Source organism: Stenotrophomonas sp. 107298_Sma (genome assembly GCF_056480345.1).
The window spans coordinates 1,652,868-1,668,833 of record NZ_CM151094.1; the positions used below are offsets into that span (position 1 = coordinate 1,652,868).

Annotated in this window: 20 protein-coding genes, 1 tRNA gene, 1 pseudogene and 1 riboswitch; of the genes and pseudogenes, 13 read left to right on the forward strand and 9 right to left on the reverse strand. The window is 66.0% G+C overall.

Translation table 11 applies throughout. The annotated features are described in order from the left end of the window. The first annotated feature begins 89 nt into the window (after nt 1-89). Nucleotides 90-794 (forward strand): ArsR/SmtB family transcription factor, encoded by a 705-nt coding sequence (locus ACZK2G_RS07755; RefSeq protein WP_136638757.1) that lies wholly within the window; start codon nt 90-92, stop codon nt 792-794. Nucleotides 795-918: 124 nt separating this feature from the next. Then, nucleotides 919-1,188, forward strand: coding sequence for a hypothetical protein (locus ACZK2G_RS07760; RefSeq protein WP_046984915.1), 270 nt, complete (start codon nt 919-921; stop codon nt 1,186-1,188). Between the two features lie 224 nt (nt 1,189-1,412). On the opposite strand, the gene ACZK2G_RS07765 is transcribed toward ACZK2G_RS07760, so the two are convergent. Both ACZK2G_RS07765 and ACZK2G_RS07770 read right to left on the reverse strand, forming a co-directional pair. After that, complete coding sequence (locus tag ACZK2G_RS07765) at nt 1,413-1,613, reverse strand: hypothetical protein (protein ID WP_046984916.1); 201 nt, start codon at nt 1,611-1,613, stop codon at nt 1,413-1,415. A 90-nt stretch (nt 1,614-1,703) separates the two neighbouring features. Next, entirely contained in the window at nt 1,704-2,780 is a 1,077-nt protein-coding gene (locus ACZK2G_RS07770) for an alpha/beta hydrolase family protein (RefSeq protein ID WP_295378058.1), read from the reverse strand. Between the two features lie 95 nt (nt 2,781-2,875). Here ACZK2G_RS07770 and ACZK2G_RS07775 point away from each other — a divergent pair. Both ACZK2G_RS07775 and ACZK2G_RS07780 read left to right on the forward strand, forming a co-directional pair. Then, nucleotides 2,876-3,109: pseudogene (locus ACZK2G_RS07775) on the forward strand (P-loop nucleotide/nucleoside kinase family protein); the annotation flags it as partial. 96 nt (nt 3,110-3,205) lie between these two features. Continuing rightward, nucleotides 3,206-4,039: an AraC family transcriptional regulator gene (locus ACZK2G_RS07780; protein WP_478475120.1), complete on the forward strand. Its 834-nt coding sequence runs from the start codon at nt 3,206-3,208 to the stop codon at nt 4,037-4,039. Nucleotides 4,040-4,042: 3 nt separating this feature from the next. On the opposite strand, the gene crcB is transcribed toward ACZK2G_RS07780, so the two are convergent. Both crcB and ACZK2G_RS07790 read right to left on the reverse strand, forming a co-directional pair. Then, complete coding sequence (crcB, locus tag ACZK2G_RS07785; protein WP_012510632.1) at nt 4,043-4,435, reverse strand: fluoride efflux transporter CrcB; 393 nt, start codon at nt 4,433-4,435, stop codon at nt 4,043-4,045. Between the two features lie 82 nt (nt 4,436-4,517). Then, a riboswitch (Fluoride riboswitch) is annotated at nt 4,518-4,581 on the reverse strand. Nucleotides 4,582-4,603: 22 nt separating this feature from the next. Continuing rightward, nucleotides 4,604-5,005, reverse strand: a complete 402-nt coding sequence (locus ACZK2G_RS07790) for a transcriptional regulator (RefSeq protein ID WP_478475566.1) — start codon at nt 5,003-5,005, stop codon at nt 4,604-4,606. Between the two features lie 111 nt (nt 5,006-5,116). Between ACZK2G_RS07790 and ACZK2G_RS07795 the strand changes: the two genes are divergently transcribed. Together ACZK2G_RS07795 and ACZK2G_RS07800 are read left to right on the forward strand one after the other, a co-directional pair. Beyond that, a complete protein-coding gene (locus ACZK2G_RS07795) occupies nt 5,117-5,326 on the forward strand; it encodes a helix-turn-helix domain-containing protein (protein WP_478475122.1) in 210 nt (69 codons plus the stop codon). A 353-nt stretch (nt 5,327-5,679) separates the two neighbouring features. Further along, nucleotides 5,680-5,916 (forward strand): hypothetical protein, encoded by a 237-nt coding sequence (locus tag ACZK2G_RS07800; RefSeq protein WP_012510634.1) that lies wholly within the window; start codon nt 5,680-5,682, stop codon nt 5,914-5,916. A gap of 1 nt (nt 5,917) precedes the next feature. Here the strand turns inward: ACZK2G_RS07800 and ACZK2G_RS07805 are convergent, their stop codons facing one another. Together ACZK2G_RS07805 and ACZK2G_RS07810 are read right to left on the reverse strand one after the other, a co-directional pair. After that, on the reverse strand, nt 5,918-6,967 hold the full coding sequence (locus ACZK2G_RS07805; protein WP_478475125.1) for a 4Fe-4S dicluster domain-containing protein: 1,050 nt from the start codon (nt 6,965-6,967) through the stop codon (nt 5,918-5,920). Further along, entirely contained in the window at nt 6,964-7,251 is a 288-nt protein-coding gene (locus tag ACZK2G_RS07810; RefSeq protein WP_046984922.1) for a hypothetical protein, read from the reverse strand. The genes ACZK2G_RS07805 and ACZK2G_RS07810 overlap by 4 nt, the downstream gene beginning before the upstream one ends. Before the next feature lie 177 nt (nt 7,252-7,428). Here ACZK2G_RS07810 and ACZK2G_RS07815 point away from each other — a divergent pair, with 177 nt between their 5' ends. Both ACZK2G_RS07815 and hemN read left to right on the forward strand, forming a co-directional pair. After that, entirely contained in the window at nt 7,429-7,869 is a 441-nt protein-coding gene (locus ACZK2G_RS07815) for a group III truncated hemoglobin (protein ID WP_046984923.1), read from the forward strand. A 44-nt stretch (nt 7,870-7,913) separates the two neighbouring features. Further along, nucleotides 7,914-9,323, forward strand: a complete 1,410-nt coding sequence (gene hemN / locus ACZK2G_RS07820; protein WP_478475127.1) for an oxygen-independent coproporphyrinogen III oxidase — start codon at nt 7,914-7,916, stop codon at nt 9,321-9,323. 23 nt (nt 9,324-9,346) lie between these two features. Here hemN and ACZK2G_RS07825 read toward each other — a convergent pair. Next, nucleotides 9,347-9,433, reverse strand: a tRNA-Leu gene (locus tag ACZK2G_RS07825). Nucleotides 9,434-9,574: 141 nt separating this feature from the next. Here ACZK2G_RS07825 and ACZK2G_RS07830 point away from each other — a divergent pair. The 4 genes from ACZK2G_RS07830 (at nt 9,575) to ACZK2G_RS07845 (ending at nt 13,679) form a co-directional block, all read left to right on the forward strand. Further along, entirely contained in the window at nt 9,575-10,009 is a 435-nt protein-coding gene (locus tag ACZK2G_RS07830) for a BLUF domain-containing protein (protein WP_046984924.1), read from the forward strand. A gap of 140 nt (nt 10,010-10,149) precedes the next feature. Then, nucleotides 10,150-11,436, forward strand: coding sequence for a nucleotide sugar dehydrogenase (locus tag ACZK2G_RS07835; protein WP_046984925.1), 1,287 nt, complete (start codon nt 10,150-10,152; stop codon nt 11,434-11,436). A gap of 55 nt (nt 11,437-11,491) precedes the next feature. Then, nucleotides 11,492-13,114: an FMN-binding glutamate synthase family protein gene (locus ACZK2G_RS07840; RefSeq protein WP_136638751.1), complete on the forward strand. Its 1,623-nt coding sequence runs from the start codon at nt 11,492-11,494 to the stop codon at nt 13,112-13,114. Nucleotides 13,115-13,217: 103 nt separating this feature from the next. Further along, complete coding sequence (locus tag ACZK2G_RS07845; RefSeq protein WP_046984927.1) at nt 13,218-13,679, forward strand: GNAT family N-acetyltransferase; 462 nt, start codon at nt 13,218-13,220, stop codon at nt 13,677-13,679. Nucleotides 13,680-13,756: 77 nt separating this feature from the next. Here the strand turns inward: ACZK2G_RS07845 and ACZK2G_RS07850 are convergent, their stop codons facing one another. Continuing rightward, nucleotides 13,757-15,004 (reverse strand): TIGR03862 family flavoprotein, encoded by a 1,248-nt coding sequence (locus ACZK2G_RS07850; RefSeq protein WP_253078640.1) that lies wholly within the window; start codon nt 15,002-15,004, stop codon nt 13,757-13,759. Next, nucleotides 14,991-15,425: an FKBP-type peptidyl-prolyl cis-trans isomerase gene (locus ACZK2G_RS07855; RefSeq protein WP_046988230.1), complete on the reverse strand. Its 435-nt coding sequence runs from the start codon at nt 15,423-15,425 to the stop codon at nt 14,991-14,993. Before ACZK2G_RS07855 ends, ACZK2G_RS07850 begins: the two co-directional genes overlap by 14 nt. 70 nt (nt 15,426-15,495) lie before the next feature. Between ACZK2G_RS07855 and ACZK2G_RS07860 the strand changes: the two genes are divergently transcribed. Then, entirely contained in the window at nt 15,496-15,861 is a 366-nt protein-coding gene (locus ACZK2G_RS07860) for a DUF6164 family protein (protein ID WP_046988229.1), read from the forward strand. The last annotated feature ends 105 nt before the right edge of the window (nt 15,862-15,966 follow it).

Below are 15,966 nucleotides of genomic sequence, written 5' to 3' on the forward strand. Positions count from 1 at the left end.
TTGGGGCGGCAACTTTGACGTGGCAGTGGCCGCCGACGCTTCGGCCTGCATCGAACTATCGGTATACGGGGGCGTGCCACAATGCGGCCATGGTCCACACCTCCGGTTCCCTTGTCAGCGTTGGTGCCCTGGTCGGTGACCAAGCGCGCGCCGCCATGCTGCTGCAATTGATGGATGGGCGTGCCTACACCGCGATGGAACTGGCGCGCGTGGCAGGGGTGACGCCGCAGACGGCAAGCTCGCACCTGCGCAGGCTGGTCGAGGGCGACCTTCTCGTTGCCGTCGCGCAAGGGCGCCATCGCTACCATCGGCTGGCCTCAAGCGAGGTGGCCGACATGCTCGAAGGCATCCTGCGCGTGGCCGATCGTACGCCCTCGTGCACGGCTGCAGCATCGCGCACCCTGCCGGCGCTGCGCCAGGCACGTTCCTGCTATCGACACCTGGCCGGCGTGCACGCGGTGGCCATCACCGAGCATCTGCTGAGGGCGGGTCATGTGCTGCCGGGTGAGGGACATTGGCGGGTGAGTGAGCACGGCGCTGACTTCCTGCGAGGACTGGGCCAGCCACTGGCCGATGTACTTCGGCAGCCGGTCACGGCCAAGCCCGCGCGCTACTGCCGGGGGTGCCTGGACTGCACCGAGCGGCGTCCACATCTGGCGGGCCTGGTCGGCGAGGCGATGCTGGACAGCTTCGTGAGCAACGACTGGCTCCGACGCGTCGAGGGCCGGCGCGAACTACGCCTGACTCCGCCGGGGCGCGAGGCATTGTGGCGACTGTTCACCCTGGCGACCTGAGCCGCGGGGTCAGTCTCAGCCACCTGCGACATGGAAAGGCGTTATGGTCGAGTTCCACGTCTTAGGGAGCTGCAATGGCGAGCAAGGACACCTCGGATCGCTTCGGGCACGGAGCGAATCGGAAATGAGCAAAATCATGGCAGATGTGCGCTGGTTGACCTTCCGTTTGAAGAACGGGCAATCCATCGGGCCGGATCGGCTGAAAGACGGATGGGTGATTGCCTCGGAAACCGCCCGCTGCGAGGTCCGCCGCGAGCATATCGAAGGATCGGGCCTGGTCTATGCCCTGTACGCCCCGGCAAACCTGGCCTCACCGCGGCGCGCGGAGATGCGCATGCGCGAGTTCCTGATGACTTCCGGTTACACCTTCACCATGGGAACGCTGGGCGGTTGACGACGCCCCGATCGGGTCGCGCGCATCATGCAGCGCCGTGCGGGTCAGGCCCAGGCCCTTGTGGCCGAACGACATCGAGGTGTCGAAGCCCAGCCACTCGCCTTCGTGCATGCCGGACAGGTGCGCGGTCAGTCGAGATTGGGAAACCCACCAGTTCCTGCAACGTAAGTGATCGGTATCGCTGTGGGCTGAGCCGGCTCCCGCAGGAGCCGGCTGGACGCCAATCAGGGAGACGGGCAGTCCATTTCACGGCACATCCTGTACTCGGCCAGGCACTGCTCCGCGGTCTTGCCCAACGGTCCGTGCGAAGTGCGCAGGCACTGCTCGTACTTCAGCGTGCAGAACTCGCAGGTTCCGGCGGCGAAGGCCAGGCCGGTCACGGCCATGCCAAGGAGCATCACGGTCTTCAAGGTCGTCTTGATCATCACGTCAGTCCTTTGTCTGCCCTTCAATGGGCCGGGCTACCATAGCAGCCCGACCGGCACGGTCCTGATGCGCTGCGGCATGCGCCGGCCTCAGCGCTGCACCGCCTTCAATGCTTCGACCACCTGCGCTTCAGAGAAGCCACAATGCCCTTCGCCCACGGCCGGCAGCACCTGCGGCAGCGGATGGGCACCAGCCTGTGCGGCCAGTTGCGGATACACCGCCTGCATGTGCGGCACGATGGTCGGGTCGTTGTGGTTGAACTGGATCACCAGCGGTCGCTTCAACGCACCGGTCAGTGCAGGATTTCCGCGCGCATGGGCCTGTGCGGAAGGCACGGCATCGATGCGCTGCACGCCGGCATTGAATGCGGCGTCATCACCGAAGCCGCTGTAGACAATGCCGACATTGCCGGTCGGCATTCCGCCGCTGCGGGTGGCCAGCTCATGCAGGACCAGTGCGTGCAGGCTGATCGTGCCGGCCAGGTCTTCAGTGGAGACCTGCAGCCGCCGCGCCAGCAACGCCGCATGTGACGGTGCGCGCTGCAGCGCGTTGGCGATACCCTGGTACAACTCGCCCTGCGGCAGTGTGGCGGTTTCGCGCGATACAAGGCCGGTCCTTGGCAGGCCTTCGGCCTTTGGGAAGAAATAGTCGAACGCGACCAGCGTGGTCAGCAGGTCGGCCGCGATCCGTTCACCACTGAGATTGGCGCCGCACAACGAGACCCCACCCGCGTAATGCTGCGGGAAGCGCTCGAGGCTGCCGATCGTCACGGCGCCACCCATCGAGAATCCCAGCATCCATGTCTGGCGCACGTGCCCGAGTTCAGCCAGCACGTGCTGGCGCAGCCGTTCCATATCGCTGATCGCATCGGACACTGCCCAGCCCTGGCTGGCATAGGCACTCTGTGCGACGGCGTAGCCAGCGGCCAGCAATGGTGCGGTGCTGTCATTGGCGGTCATCGGCGTAGTGCGTGGCATGCCTGCCGGCTCATAGCCGTGGGCCAGCATCACCAGGTCGCCATTCCAGTTCGCTGGCACATCCAGCCGCCACGGTGCCCTCTGCAGCTCTCCGCTCAGGGTGCGCGGTGCAGTGGGTAGTGCGGCCAGCAATGGTGTCGAAGACAGCAGCAGGCCGAGGGCGAGGGTGCATCGAAGCAAGGGACGCATCACGGTCATTCCATCCGGGAATCGCGCCGAGCATAGAACCCGGCGAAATCCTGCGCGCGCTGCACTGCCGCAGGGGATTGCCTGGCAGCCGTGGACCCGGCACCCGTGCACGGGGCCGCGAACTGTTCGCGTCGGCCGGCGTTGCCCATCAGCTCCATTTTCTCGATGTTCCCGACCCCATCTGCAAGGCGCGGCTGCGTGCCCGCAACGCACGCGGTGAGCACCCGTTCCAGGCCAGCGATGAAGCGTTCGAGCAGATCACCCGCCACTTCGTGGCGCCTGCGGCGGCGGAGGGCTTCGTGGCGATCCGCCATTTGCAGGATGGGTGAGAGTCCGGGGCGGACAGCGTTCAATCGTCCATCACAGTGGCGATTCCGATACGATCTGACGTATTGAACCATTTCCGCTTGATCCGGAGTCTCGTTATGGTCGACCGTCTCGCCATTCTGCTTGAGCGCTTCTCGGTCACCGCCTCGGTGTTCCATGCGGGTGCGCTGTGCGGTATCAACACCCTGGAGAGTGAAGATGAGGCCGGCCAGCTGCACCTGGTGCGGCGCGGGCCGGTGCAGGTCAGGCACGGCCAGCAGGCCGTGCAGGTCGAGGTGCCCAGCCTGTTGTTGTATCCGCGACCGATGCCGCACCGCTTCAGCACCGACCCGCAGCTCGGCGCCGACATGGCCTGCGCCAACCTGTATTTCGAAGGGGGCCGGCTCAATCCGATCAGCGCGGCACTGCCGGATTTCATCTGCCTGCCGCTGGCGGATCTGTATGGCGGCCACGCGGCGCTGGAACTGCTGTTCGAAGAGGCCTTCGAGCAGCGTTGTGGCCGTGCGGCCATGGTCAACCGCTTGTTCGAGGTGGTGATGATCCAGGTGCTGCGCCAGCTGATGGAAGGTGGCGAGATGCGCGGTGGCCTGTTTGCCGGGCTCGGTCATCCGCGACTGCGGCTGGCGCTGGTGGCCATACACGAATCACCGGCACAGGCGTGGACGCTGGAAGATCTGGCCGATGTCGCCGGCATGTCGCGCAGTGTGTTCGCGGCCAGCTTCCGCGAGGCCATGGGAACCACTCCGGGCCAGTACCTGCAGGGCTGGCGGGTGGGCCTGGCGCAGCAGGCACTACGCCAGGGTAGGCCGCTGAAGCGGATTGCCGACGACGTGGGCTATGGCAGCGAAGCGGCGTTGTCGCGCGCCTTCAAGGCGCACACCGGGCAGTCGCCACGGCAGTGGCGCGGGCAGGCCCGTGCCACTGCGGCCTGAGCCTCAGCCCAGCACCAGCCGGGCCAGCTTCATCCCGCCGAACAGGCCGGCCAGGCCCAGTGCCACCGAGCCGCCGGCATACAACGCCGCCAGCCCGTGCTGGCCGCGCTGCAGCAGCAGGCCGATTTCCAGCGCGTAGGTGGAAAACGTGGTGTAGCCGCCGAGGATGCCGGTGGCCAGCAGGAGGCGAAGCTGCGGCGAGGCGCCATTGCGCATCGCGAAGACCTCGACGACCACGCCCATCAGCAGTGCGCCGCTGATGTTGATGAGGAAGGTCGACCACGGCCAGGGGCTGCCGACCGCCACCCGCGCGCCGATCAGGTTGCAGGCATGCCGCAGGCAGGCGCCGAGACCGCCGCCAATGAAGACCAGGAAGTAATTGTTCAGAGCTTGCATGGCGTGCCTCGCGTGCGGATTCGCTGGTTCGACGGCGAACGGCGAGGGCAGGCACGACCTGCCGTCGACGAACGCCGGGTTCGTCCTGGCAGGAGCCATCAGCCTTCTCAGGCGGTTATCGGGGGAGCCCCATCCCCATCGCCGCCCATGCTACCAGCGGCGGTGCGCTCACGTCATCGAGGTCATCAGCACGCGGGCGACCTTGCTGCGGCTGAAGCCGTCCATCAACAGCTCGAACGCGAGCAGGTCCAGCGCCGCGTGACGGCGGTGATCGATCTCCAGCCCGTTCTCGGCAACCAGGTGACTGACCAGTTCGTAGGCGTCCTGCCAGACGTCCAGGTGGGCCTGGCTGGGGATGTAGGCATTGCCGGGCTCACCGACGCCGAGCCCGCTGATGCCGTACAGCAGTTCACGCGCGTCCAGCTTGGCCGCATCGGCGATGCGGAACAGCTGTTCGGCCTTCACATGCGAGGGGCTGACATGGTCGTTGAGCCAGTTGCTGATGGTTGCCGTCGTCGAGTGCGCGGCGCGGGCCAGGTCGGCCGGGCGTGGAAGCCCGGCTTTCTTCATGGCGGTGGCGAGTCGTTGGCCGAGAGTATTCATCTATGCAAGCCAGCTTAACGCGTGGAATGCGAAGAATCCTTGCCGCAAGAATAAGGCTGGTTAACAGAAGGACCGGCCATGACCGAATTCTGGAGCAAGAGACAGGTGCGTAACCGGTTGGGCTTCCGGACCGATGCCGAACTGGCGCGCTTCTTCGGCATAAGCCGATCCGCAGTGTCGCAATGGCCCAGGGACTTTCCAATTCCGGCGTTGAGGCAATACATCCTGCACCAGCGCTATCCGAATCTGTTCCCCGTAACTGGGGCGGCGGAAGGTAAATCCATCTGATCTGCGCCGCATTCTGTCGCATCTAGCACTCTAAGCACTTTTTGTTAAGTATGCTTAGCAACATAGGCAAATTCGATCAATTCGGGATTGCCGATCAGTGACGTCTACTGGCGGGCGGGGCGGTCAAGACAGGTCGCGTGTCGGCTTCGGACCATCCGGCGACCCCGTGGGCCCGTATGCAGTTTCGTGAACGATTAATAATTTCGATCACGAATGTCGCTGCATGTAATTGACCTGTCGTGAAATCTATGACTCATTGGCATCAACTGGGCGTGAAGCCCGGGAGTCTTTCAGTAGCACGCAAGTGAGTCGGTAGACCGTCAACAATGCAGAACAAGTCCAACGGAGGTCGTATGGAATACGGCATGCATGGCTTGGCTGAACGGGTACGCCGCGAACTGGAAGCCAGCTATCACAAACACGGATGCGGTCCGGCGTTCTGGGATACCTACCAGCAGGTGCTGGACCGCCTGGTCCCGCAGGGGACCGAGCGTACCGAAGTCACCAATGAAATGGCGCTGATCATCGAGCAGCTGGGCATCGTCCGACGTGCACAGCTGGTCCCGCCTAACGCCAGCGGGCCGCGTTGATTCAGAGCAGGCGCCAAGCGCCGCAGGCAAGCAGCGCCAGCAGCATTGAAATCAGGCCCAGGGTCCGCGGTCGCCACCAGCGCCGCGGTTGGCCGACCATCGCCTGTGGACTGCAGTAACGCACCAGCCCCGGACCGAAGCCGGCCTGGTGCTGTTGCTGTGCGCAGGCTTCCAGGCAGGCGCCGCAGGCCAGGCAATCGGCCTGCGGCCCGTGGCGTATGTCCAGTTGCATCGGACAGGCGCTGACACAGGCAGCGCAGTTGGTGCAGTCGCCCAGGCGGTCGGCACTGAAGACGGGCATGGGCCCGGCCAGCAACGGATGCGCAGCACGGAACACGTAGTCCTGCGCAGTTGTTGGATCGAGCAGGCCACGACCGCGGCCGAGAACGCCGCCCAGGCCGGATGGACGCGGCCCGCGTGGTTCACCCCGACGCGCGTCGTACAGCATGCGCGGCGTGTGTGGATCGGTCAGCAGCGGCTGCATGCGTGCGAACGGGCACAGCGAGCGGCAGACCTGCTCGCGCAGGAAGCCGGCATTGCCCCAGGTAGCGGCCGCATAGAACAGCACCCAAAAGGTTTCCCAACGGCTCCAGTCGGCGTGGGGCGCAGCGGCCACCAGTTCGGCCATGGGGCTGAACAGGCCGACGAAGGTGATCCCGGTCCATAGCGACAACAGTCCCCAGGCCACCTGCGTGGCGGGGCGCGCCATTGATGCTGGCAGCACGCGGGCCACGGCGCGTGCGATCCAGTCGAAGGCACGGCGCCACAGCGTCTGCGGACAGGCGTGGCCGCACCAGATGCGCCCGGCGAGATGGGTGAGCAGCGCAAAGCCCACCGCCAGCGCCGACAATAGTCCGATCAATACGCCGGCGTCGCCAGGCCACAGCGTCCAGCCGAACAGGTCGAAGCGTCGAGTGTTGATGTCCAGCAGCAGGGCTTGGCGGCCATCCCAGCGCAGCCACGGCAGCGCATAGAACAGCACCAGCAGGGCGGCGCTGAGCGGGCCGCGCCAGTGCCACGGTCTGGGTGTTGTGGTGCAGGTCGTGCTCATCCCAGCGGCAGCTCGTCGTCGTCGTCGCTCGGCATCGGTCGTTGCAGGTACCAGGTGACTGCACTGGACAGTGCTGTCACTGCCCAGAACATGAAGAAGCCAGCGCTGTAGCCCAGCTCGCGGCTGATCGCCGTGTCCGGAAAGCTGATCGCCTGCAGGCGCAATGGATCGACGAAGGCGAAGAACACCACGCTGGCCACGCCGGCGGCAATGAAGCTGGGCCAGAGGATGGCGCCCCAATGCTGGATCAGCCGCTGGCGGCGGCTGGGAGAAGGTCTGTTCATGCTGTCCCGGTTCGAAAAGTGGGCGGCGCGTATACTCCGCCGGCTGGCGCAGCATCCGCAGGGCATGCTTCCTGCAAGCGTGCCAGCCTAGGTGCAGCGGACTGCGCCGACATTGATCTGGATCAACGGTGGTGATGGCCGGCTGCGGCACACTGCCGGCAAGCTTTGGGTGCCCCGATGACCGCAATACCTCCGCCAGTCCTTCCCGTCGCCTCGCCGGAGCTGTGTACCGAGCAGGAAGTGACCCGCCTGGTCCACGACTTCTATGCCCGCGTGCGCGAGGAAGAACGGCTGGGGCCGGTGTTCGGCGCGCACGTCCACGATTGGCCGGAGCATCTTGCGCAGCTGGTCGACTTCTGGTCGGCGATGCTTCGCGGCACGCGCCGCTTCAAAGGCTCGCCGATGTCCAAGCACATGGCCATTGAACTGGACAAGGATCTGTTCGACCGCTGGCTGGTGCTGTTCCGGATCACCACTGCCGAATGCAATAACCCGCCGATGCAGGAACTGGCCAACGATGTGGCCGCACGCATCGGTGACACTTTCTGGAAGCGCTACCAGATGCTGCGCTGGCCTCAGGTCGGCCTGCCGGTGCTGGGGATCCCCGCCAAGGATTGATCTGGGTCAAGGCGGCGCAGGCCGCCCGGCGCGATGCTGGCGCCATGGACACGTTCTCTCCCGCCGCTGGCGGCCTGGCCTGGAACTTCGACCCCGACCTGCTGCGTCGGCACGACCGTCCGGGGCCGCGCTACACCTCGTATCCGACCGCGCCGCATTTCCATGATGGCTTCGACGCGCCGGCGTTGCGCCAGGCAATTGCCGACAGCAACCAACTGGCCCGCGCGCTGTCGCTGTACGTGCACGTGCCGTTCTGTTCCAGCCCTTGCTTCTACTGCGGCTGCAACCGGGTGATCAGCCGCGATCGCGGCCGTGGCCACAGCTACGTCTCGCGCGTGCTGGCCGAGGCCGACCTGCTGGCGCCGCAGTTCGAGGATGGTCGCGAAGTCATCCAGCTGCACCTGGGTGGCGGCACGCCGAATTTCCTCGATGCCGAGGCGATGACCACACTGATCGAAGGGTTGCGCCGACGTTTCGACTTCAGCGATTCATCACACCGCGATTTCTCCATCGAACTCGATCCGCGCTTCATCGATACCCGAGACGTAGCGATGCTGGCCCGGCTGGGGTTCAACCGCGCAAGCCTGGGCGTGCAGGATTTCGACCCGCAGGTGCAGGAATCGATCAACCGCGTGCAGGGCGTGCAGCAGACGCTGGACATCCTGCGCGCCTGCCGCGACAGCGGCATGCGCTCGGTCAACGTCGACCTGATCTATGGCCTGCCGGGGCAGAGTCTGGAGGGCTTCGGGCGCACACTGGAACTGGTGCTGGCGCTGCGCCCGGACCGCTTGGCGGTCTACGGATATGCGCACCTGCCGCATCTTTTCCGCGCGCAGAAGCAGATCGACGAAAACCGGTTGCCGTCGCCGGAAGACAAGCTGGCGCTGCTGGGGCTGGCGGTGGAGAGGCTGTCGGCCGCCGGTTACCAGTACATCGGCATGGATCACTTCGCGTTGCCGGAAGAGGACCTGTCGCGTGCGCAGCGTGCCGGCCAGCTGCATCGCAACTTCATGGGCTACACCACCCACGCCGATACCGATCTGCTCGGCCTGGGCGTGAGTGCGATCAGCCACATCGGCGCGACCTACAGCCAGAATCCGCGTGACCTGCCGTCCTGGGAGGATGCGGTGGACCACGGCCAACTGCCAGTCTGGCGTGGCGTGGCACTGAGTAACGACGACCAGCTGCGCGCGGAACTGATCCAGCAGCTGATGTGCCAGGGCGAGGTGGATGGTGCCGTGCTGGGCCAGCGCCATGGTGTCGACTTCGAGCAGTACTTCGCCGAAGACCTGCGTTCGGTGCAACGTCTGCAGGACGACGGTCTGGCCGAATACCGTGAGGGTGTGGTACGCGCCAGTGAACCGGGACGACCGCTGCTGCGGCTGCTGGCGATGTGCTTCGATCCGTACCTGCGTGCGGCGCATGAGCAGCCGCGTTATTCGCGGGCGATCTGACGGCGTGCTGCGCTGTGCGCGTGTGGTGCCCGGAGCCGGAATCGAACCGGCATGGGGTTGCCCCCGGCGGATTTTAAGTCCGATGCGTCTACCAGTTTCGCCATCCGGGCCTGCAGCGCGGCGCCGATTGTAGCCCACCTGCCGCACGACGGCTGGATTGCACCGGAGCAGTGACCTGCGGGGACGTGCTTAACTGTTGTGCCTGTTCATGTCATAGTCCCAACCATCGTTCCCAGGGGGGGAGCCACCTGATGTCGCTGCACGCGATTGCCTATGCCAGTGAGGCCCGCGCCGATCTGCAGACAACCGATCTTGACCGCCTGCTGGCCGATGCCTCGGCATTCAATCGTGTAGCCGGCGTCACCGGCGTGCTGATGTTCGACGGCACGCGCTTCCTGCAATACCTGGAAGGTCCGGAAGATGGCATCGATTCGGTGTTCCCGCGCATCCTCAACGCGCGCAGCCATGGGCAGCTGAAGGTGTTGTGCCGTGCGCCGGTAGCGCAGCGTGCATTCCCGCGCTGGTCGATGGGCACGCGACGGATCGAAGCGGACCTGCTGGCGCAGATCGTCGATGCCGCCTGGCCAGGCTTCCTGCAGGGCAGCGGTGGCTTCGAACGCCTGCGCCAGGCCTGGACCGGTGCCGATGGCGAACTCGAACCGGCAGCGGTCGCACTGGGGTCCTGAACTGCCTTGGCGGCGGGGGGCGAGGCCGTTACGCTGTAGCCTTTCCGGCGTGGGTTCCTCCGAGTGGTACAGCGAATGAGCGTATTGGCCGAAGCGATGGATGCGAACGTGAAGCCTTGCCTGTTGCACTGGGCGTGCCGATGAATGTGCCTGTTGCAGCGGCCGACGCACCCCGTTTTGCGGTGATCGGCCTGGGCTATGTCGGGCTGCCGCTGGCGGTGGCCTTCGGCCGGCACTGGCCGACGCTGGGTTTCGACATTGATGCCGGGCGCATCGCCGAGCTGCGCAACGACGTGGATCACACGCTGGAAATGGAAGCCGACGAGCTGGCCAGTGCGCAGCTGCTGGAGTACGGCAGCGATCCGGATCTGCTTGACGCGTGCAACGTCTATATCGTGACCGTGCCGACGCCGATCGATGCCTACGAGCAGCCCGACCTGGAGCCGCTGCGCTCGGCCACGCGGCTGATCGCCAGCCACCTGCGTGCTGGCGACCTGGTGATCTACGAATCCACGGTGTATCCCGGCACCACCGAAGAAGTGTGCGTGCCGCTGCTGGAGCAGGGCTCCGGCCTGCGCTTCAACGAAGACTTCTACTGCGGCTACAGCCCGGAGCGGGTCAGCCCCGGTGATCGCCAGCGACGCCTGGCCGACATCCGCAAGATCACCTCCGGCTCGACACCGGAAGTTGCTGCGGTGATCGACGGCCTGTACCAGCGCATCATCGCTGCCGGTACGTTCCCGGCGCCGTCGATGCGCGTGGCCGAAGCGGCCAAGGTGGTCGAGAACATCCAGCGTGATGTCAACATCGCGCTGGTCAACGAGCTGGCACTGATCTTCGACCGGCTCGGCATCGATACCCAGGACGTGCTCGACGCGGCGGGCAGCAAGTGGAACTTCCTGCCGTTCCGGCCGGGCCTGGTTGGCGGCCACTGCATCGGCGTGGATCCGTATTACCTGCTGCACAAGTCAGAGAGCGTGGGTTTCCACCCGGACCTGATCCATACCGCGCGGCAGGTCAACAACCGCGTGGGTGAGCATGTGGCGACGCGGGTGCTGGCAATGCTGGCCGAACGCGGCCGCGCACCGGCGCAGGCGCGCATCCTGGTACTGGGCGTGACCTTCAAGGAAGACTGCCCGGACCTGCGCAACAGCCGCGCGCTGGAACTGGCGCAACGCCTGCGCGATGCCGGTGCCCAGGTCGAGGTCAGCGATCCATGGGTCGGCCCCGCCACATTGGCCGACGAAGGTGTGCAGTGGCTTGCCGAGCCAGCGGCAGGCTGCTACGACGCGGTGGTGCTGGCCGTGGCACACGCCCACTTCAAGGCGATGGATGAAACACGGATCCGCAGCCTGCTGGCGCCCGGTGGCCTGGTCTACGACGTGAAGTCGGCCTGGCCGCGCAACGTGGTTGACGATCGACTGTAAACCCCGGCGGCAGTCGGCGCGGTAGACTCGGGGGCAGTTGCAACCGAGGAAAGCCATGCACCGGTATATCGTCTACCTGCTCGCCATCCTGATGTTCCCGATCTGCCTGTGGCTGGCCGTGATATGGCCGGCCTGGTACTGGGGCGTCGGCCTGACTGCCGCGATGGTGGCGCTGGGGACCTGGGACCTGCTGCAGAAGCGCAGCACGCTGCGCCGCAATTATCCGGTGATGGCGCACTTCCGATACGGCCTGGAATCGATCGGCCCGGAGATCCGCCAGTACTTCGTGCAGAGCGACCTGGAGGACGTGCCGTTCTCGCGCCAGCAGCGCGCGCTGATCTACCAGCGCGCCAAGAACGAAATGGACACGGTGCCGTTCGGCACTCTGCGCAGTACGTACGCTGTGGACTACGAGTGGATCAACCATTCGCTGGCGCCGACGGCCATCGCCAAGCATGACTTCCGCGTGCTGATCGGTGCCAACTGCGCCAAGCCCTATTCGGCCAGCGTGTTCAATATCTCGGCGATGAGCTTTGGCTCGCTGTCGGCCAATGCGATCCGTGCGCTGAACGAAGGCGCGCGGCGCGGCGGCTTCTACCACGACACCGGCGAAGGCTCGATTTCACCCTATCACCGCGAAATGGGGGGTGACCTGGTGTGGGAGATCGGCTCGGGCTACTTCGGGTGCCGCGACGAGAAGGGCGGTTTCAGCGAGGAGCGCTTCGTTGCCAATGCCACCCATGACCAGGTCAAGATGATCGAGATCAAGCTGTCGCAGGGTGCCAAGCCCGGCCACGGCGGCGTGCTGCCAGCGCCGAAGGTGACCGCCGAGATTTCGGTGACCCGTGGCGTGCCGATGGGCGTGGACTGCGTGTCGCCGTCGCGTCACTCGGCGTTCTCCACGCCGGTCGAGCTGCTGCAGTTCGTTGCCCGCCTGCGCGAGTTGTCGGGCGGCAAGCCGGTCGGATTCAAGCTGGCGATCGGTCACCCGTGGGAGTGGTTCGGTATCGCCAAGGCCATGCAGGAGACTGGCCTGTTGCCAGATTTCATCGTGGTCGATGGTGCCGAGGGCGGCACCGGTGCAGCCCCGGCCGAGTTCGTCGACCATGTCGGCGTGCCGATGCACGAGGCGCTGCTGCTGGTACACAACACACTGGTCGGCCTGGACCTGCGTGACCGCATCCGTATCGGTGCGGCGGGCAAGATCACCAGTGCGTTCGACATCGCGCGGACCGTCGCGCTGGGGGCCGACTGGTGCAATGCCGGCCGTGGCTTCATGTTCGCGCTGGGCTGCATCCAGTCGCTGAGCTGCCACACCGACAAGTGCCCGACCGGCATCGCCACCCAGGATCCGGCACGCTGGAAGCACCTCGATGCGCCGGACAAGGCAACGCGTGTGTACAGCTACCACGAGCACACGCTGCACGCCTTGAAGGAGCTGCTCTGCGCTGCAGGTTTGAACGACCCGGCGGAGCTGGGTCCGGAGCACATCCTGCGTCGTGTTTCGCCGGTTGAGATCCGTTCGCTGGCGTCGCTGTACCGTTATCTGGAACCGGGCGAGCTGCTGCACAAGGTGCCGGACCACGCGGTGTTCCATGCGTTCTGGGCCGATGCACGCAGCGACTCGTTCCAGCCACCGCCGAAGATCCAGGCGTTGCGCGCCAGCAAATCGCGATGACGCTTCTGTAGAGTCGAGCCATGCCCGACTGCCTTTCAATCAGGCATGGCGACGTTGGAACGAAGAACAGCCGAGCATGGGCTCGGCTCTACAAGGAGGTGTCATGCAGTTCAGGACCGGCACCATGGCCGATGTGGCCACGTTGTGGGCGCTGCGTACGCGCTGCGTGCGCGAAACCTGCAGCAGCCACTACCCGCCGGAGGTGATCGCCCCCTGGTCGGCTTCACCACCGCCGGTGCAGTACGCGCGGTTGCTGGGGCAGGGCGGTTGCGTGGTGGCCGAGGACACGCAGGGAGACCTGCTGGGTTTCGGCGTGTTTGATCTCGAGGCCAACGAAGTGGATGCGTTGTTTGTCGACCCGGATCAGGGTGGCAGGGGCATCGGCCAGGCCCTGATGCAGCGCCTGTTGGCGATGGCCGACCAGGAGCGCGAGGTCGTGCTGTCGGCCTCGCTCAATGCCGTGCCGTTCTACCAGCGGCAGGGCTTCGTCAGCGTGCGCGAAGAGGCTTACCCGCATCCCAGTGGTGTTTCGCTGGCCTCGGTGAGCATGCGCAGGCCGTGGTGACCAGCGTGTAGAGCCGAGCCCAAGCTCGGCTCTACAACGCAACGCAGCCGAGCAAGCTTGACTCTACGTGGTAGGCCTCAACGCTCGGCCAACCACCCGATCACGCCTTCCGCAGCACGCAGGCCACTGGCGTAGCACGCGGTCAGCAGATAGCCCCCGGTGGGGGCTTCCCAGTCCAGCATCTCGCCAGCACAGAACACGCCGGGCAGCGCCTGTAGCATCAAGCCCTCATCCATCGCATCCAGGCGCACGCCACCGGCGGTGCTGATCACTTCGGCCATCGGCCGCGGGCGCAGCAGCCGAAGCGGCAGGCGCTTGAGCGTGGCCACCACGGCGCTCAGATCGTTGCCCGCTTCCTTGCCGAGGAGCTCGAACACCAGCGCGGCCTTCACTGCATCCAGGCCGGCCTGGCGGCGCAGATGCTCGCCAAAACTACGGCCCTTGCGCGGGCGCGACAGGTCGGCAAGCAGGCGTGCCTCGTCGCGGCCCGGCACCAGGTCCAACCACAACATGGCGTGGCCATCGCGGTTGATGGTCTCGCGCAGATCGGCCGCCAGCGCATAGACCAAGCTGCCTTCGATGCCGTACTCGCTGGCCACGCATTCGCCCTGCAGCGACCGCGGCTGGCCGTCCAGGTCGATCCAGTGAGCAACCACCGGCTTCAGCGGCGCGCCGGCGTTGCGCTGGGCAAAGAACGGCGTCCAGTCGACGTCGAAGCCGCAGTTGGCTGATTGCAGAGGGGCAATGTCCACGCCATGTGCCTGCAATGGTGTGACCCAGGCGCCGTCACTGCCGAGCTGCGGCCAGCTGCCACCACCTACTGCCAGCACGGTGGCATCGGCGTGGACCGCGATCTCACCCTCTTCCGTGGTGAAGCGCAGGGCGCCGTCGTCACTCCATCCGATCCAGCGATGGTTGGCATGCAGGCGCACGCCCTGTTCCCTCAATCGGCGCACCCAGCCGCGCAGCAGCGGTGCCGCCTTGCGGTCGACCGGGAACACGCGGCCGGAGCTGCCGACGTAGGTTTCCACGCCGAAACCGGCGGCCCAATCGCGCAGCGCCTGCGCGTCGAAGCCATCCAGCCATCGGCCGACCGTGGCGACCTGCTCGCGGTAGCGGCTGTCGAACAACGGGCGCGGCTCGGAGTGGGTGAGGTTGAGCCCACCCTTGCCGGCGATCAGGAACTTGCGGCCGGGCGAACCCTTGGCCTCGTACAGGTCGACCTCCAGCCCGGCCGCGCGCAGGCGCTCCGCGGCGAACAGGCCGGCCGGACCACCGCCGACGACGGCGACCCGGTGTGGCGTTGCGGTATTACGGTTTGACATCGAGCAGCTCGACATCGAACACCAGCGACGAGCCAGCCGGGATCGGGCCGACGCGACGGTCGCCGTAGCCGTAGTCCGGCGGAATCATCAGGGTGCGCTTGCCACCGACCTTCATGCCGGCCACGCCTTCATCCCAGCCGCGGATGACCTGGCCGGCGCCGAGCGCGAAGGTGAACGGTTCGCCACGGCTGACCGAGCTGTCGAAGGTCTTGCCGTGCTTGGTTTCGGTGCGGTTGTCGTAGATCCAGCCGGTGTAGTGCACGGTGACCTTGTTACCGGCAACGGCTTCGGTGCCGGTGCCAGGCACGGTATCGATGCGCTCGAAGGTGGTCAGGGTGCCGCCCGGCGGCGGGCCGGCGGGTTCGCTCGAACAGCCAACGGCGGCGAGGGACAGCAGCAGGGGAAGCAGCAGGCGGCGCATCGGGCGTCTCCGGAAGGGCGCAGGGCGAGGGCGGCAAGGGTAGCGCATCGGCGCCGGGTATCATGGGCGCATGGCAAAACTCCTGCTCAATCTGCGCAATGTCGGCAACGACGAATATGCCGATGTCTGCACGCTGCTCGACCAGCACGGCATCGCCTGGTATCGCACCGAACCCAGCCCGTGGGGCATCTCCAATGGCGGCCTGTGGCTGCGCGAGGATGCCGATCATCCGCGCGCCAAGGCGTTGATGGCCGAATACCAGGCCGAACGCGGGCCGCGCATCCGTGCCGAGCGCGAGCAGGCGTTGCGCGAGGGCACGGCGGAGACCTTCGGCAGCCTGTTCCGGCGCCGACCGGCATATGTGGTGCTGGTGCTGCTGGCGATGGCCGGTGCGGCGGCGCTGGTGCTGCTGCCGTTCGTGCTGTTGCGGGGGTAAGGGGGACTTCCGGTCGGGTTGCACCCGGCACCCGCAACGGCAACGGCAACGGCAACGTCAAAAGCCGGGCTTAAGTGGGAGGGCGGGGCGGTGTAGACAGGCGGG

What these genes read in the sequence shown, in the direction of transcription:
- ACZK2G_RS07755 (WP_136638757.1), top strand. Translation starts at nt 90, where the DNA reads ATGGTCCACACCTCCGGTTCCCTTGTCAGCGTTGGTGCCCTGGTCGGT.
- ACZK2G_RS07760 (WP_046984915.1), top strand. Translation starts at nt 919, where the DNA reads ATGAGCAAAATCATGGCAGATGTGCGCTGGTTGACCTTCCGTTTGAAG.
- ACZK2G_RS07765 (WP_046984916.1), bottom strand. Translation starts at nt 1,613, where the DNA reads ATGATCAAGACGACCTTGAAGACCGTGATGCTCCTTGGCATGGCCGTG.
- ACZK2G_RS07770 (WP_295378058.1), bottom strand. Translation starts at nt 2,780, where the DNA reads ATGCGTCCCTTGCTTCGATGCACCCTCGCCCTCGGCCTGCTGCTGTCT.
- ACZK2G_RS07780 (WP_478475120.1), top strand. Translation starts at nt 3,206, where the DNA reads ATGGTCGACCGTCTCGCCATTCTGCTTGAGCGCTTCTCGGTCACCGCC.
- crcB (WP_012510632.1), bottom strand. Translation starts at nt 4,435, where the DNA reads ATGCAAGCTCTGAACAATTACTTCCTGGTCTTCATTGGCGGCGGTCTC.
- ACZK2G_RS07790 (WP_478475566.1), bottom strand. Translation starts at nt 5,005, where the DNA reads ATGAAGAAAGCCGGGCTTCCACGCCCGGCCGACCTGGCCCGCGCCGCG.
- ACZK2G_RS07795 (WP_478475122.1), top strand. Translation starts at nt 5,117, where the DNA reads ATGACCGAATTCTGGAGCAAGAGACAGGTGCGTAACCGGTTGGGCTTC.
- ACZK2G_RS07800 (WP_012510634.1), top strand. Translation starts at nt 5,680, where the DNA reads ATGGAATACGGCATGCATGGCTTGGCTGAACGGGTACGCCGCGAACTG.
- ACZK2G_RS07805 (WP_478475125.1), bottom strand. Translation starts at nt 6,967, where the DNA reads ATGAGCACGACCTGCACCACAACACCCAGACCGTGGCACTGGCGCGGC.
- ACZK2G_RS07810 (WP_046984922.1), bottom strand. Translation starts at nt 7,251, where the DNA reads ATGAACAGACCTTCTCCCAGCCGCCGCCAGCGGCTGATCCAGCATTGG.
- ACZK2G_RS07815 (WP_046984923.1), top strand. Translation starts at nt 7,429, where the DNA reads ATGACCGCAATACCTCCGCCAGTCCTTCCCGTCGCCTCGCCGGAGCTG.
- hemN (WP_478475127.1), top strand. Translation starts at nt 7,914, where the DNA reads ATGGACACGTTCTCTCCCGCCGCTGGCGGCCTGGCCTGGAACTTCGAC.
- ACZK2G_RS07830 (WP_046984924.1), top strand. Translation starts at nt 9,575, where the DNA reads ATGTCGCTGCACGCGATTGCCTATGCCAGTGAGGCCCGCGCCGATCTG.
- ACZK2G_RS07835 (WP_046984925.1), top strand. Translation starts at nt 10,150, where the DNA reads ATGAATGTGCCTGTTGCAGCGGCCGACGCACCCCGTTTTGCGGTGATC.
- ACZK2G_RS07840 (WP_136638751.1), top strand. Translation starts at nt 11,492, where the DNA reads ATGCACCGGTATATCGTCTACCTGCTCGCCATCCTGATGTTCCCGATC.
- ACZK2G_RS07845 (WP_046984927.1), top strand. Translation starts at nt 13,218, where the DNA reads ATGCAGTTCAGGACCGGCACCATGGCCGATGTGGCCACGTTGTGGGCG.
- ACZK2G_RS07850 (WP_253078640.1), bottom strand. Translation starts at nt 15,004, where the DNA reads ATGTCAAACCGTAATACCGCAACGCCACACCGGGTCGCCGTCGTCGGC.
- ACZK2G_RS07855 (WP_046988230.1), bottom strand. Translation starts at nt 15,425, where the DNA reads ATGCGCCGCCTGCTGCTTCCCCTGCTGCTGTCCCTCGCCGCCGTTGGC.
- ACZK2G_RS07860 (WP_046988229.1), top strand. Translation starts at nt 15,496, where the DNA reads ATGGCAAAACTCCTGCTCAATCTGCGCAATGTCGGCAACGACGAATAT.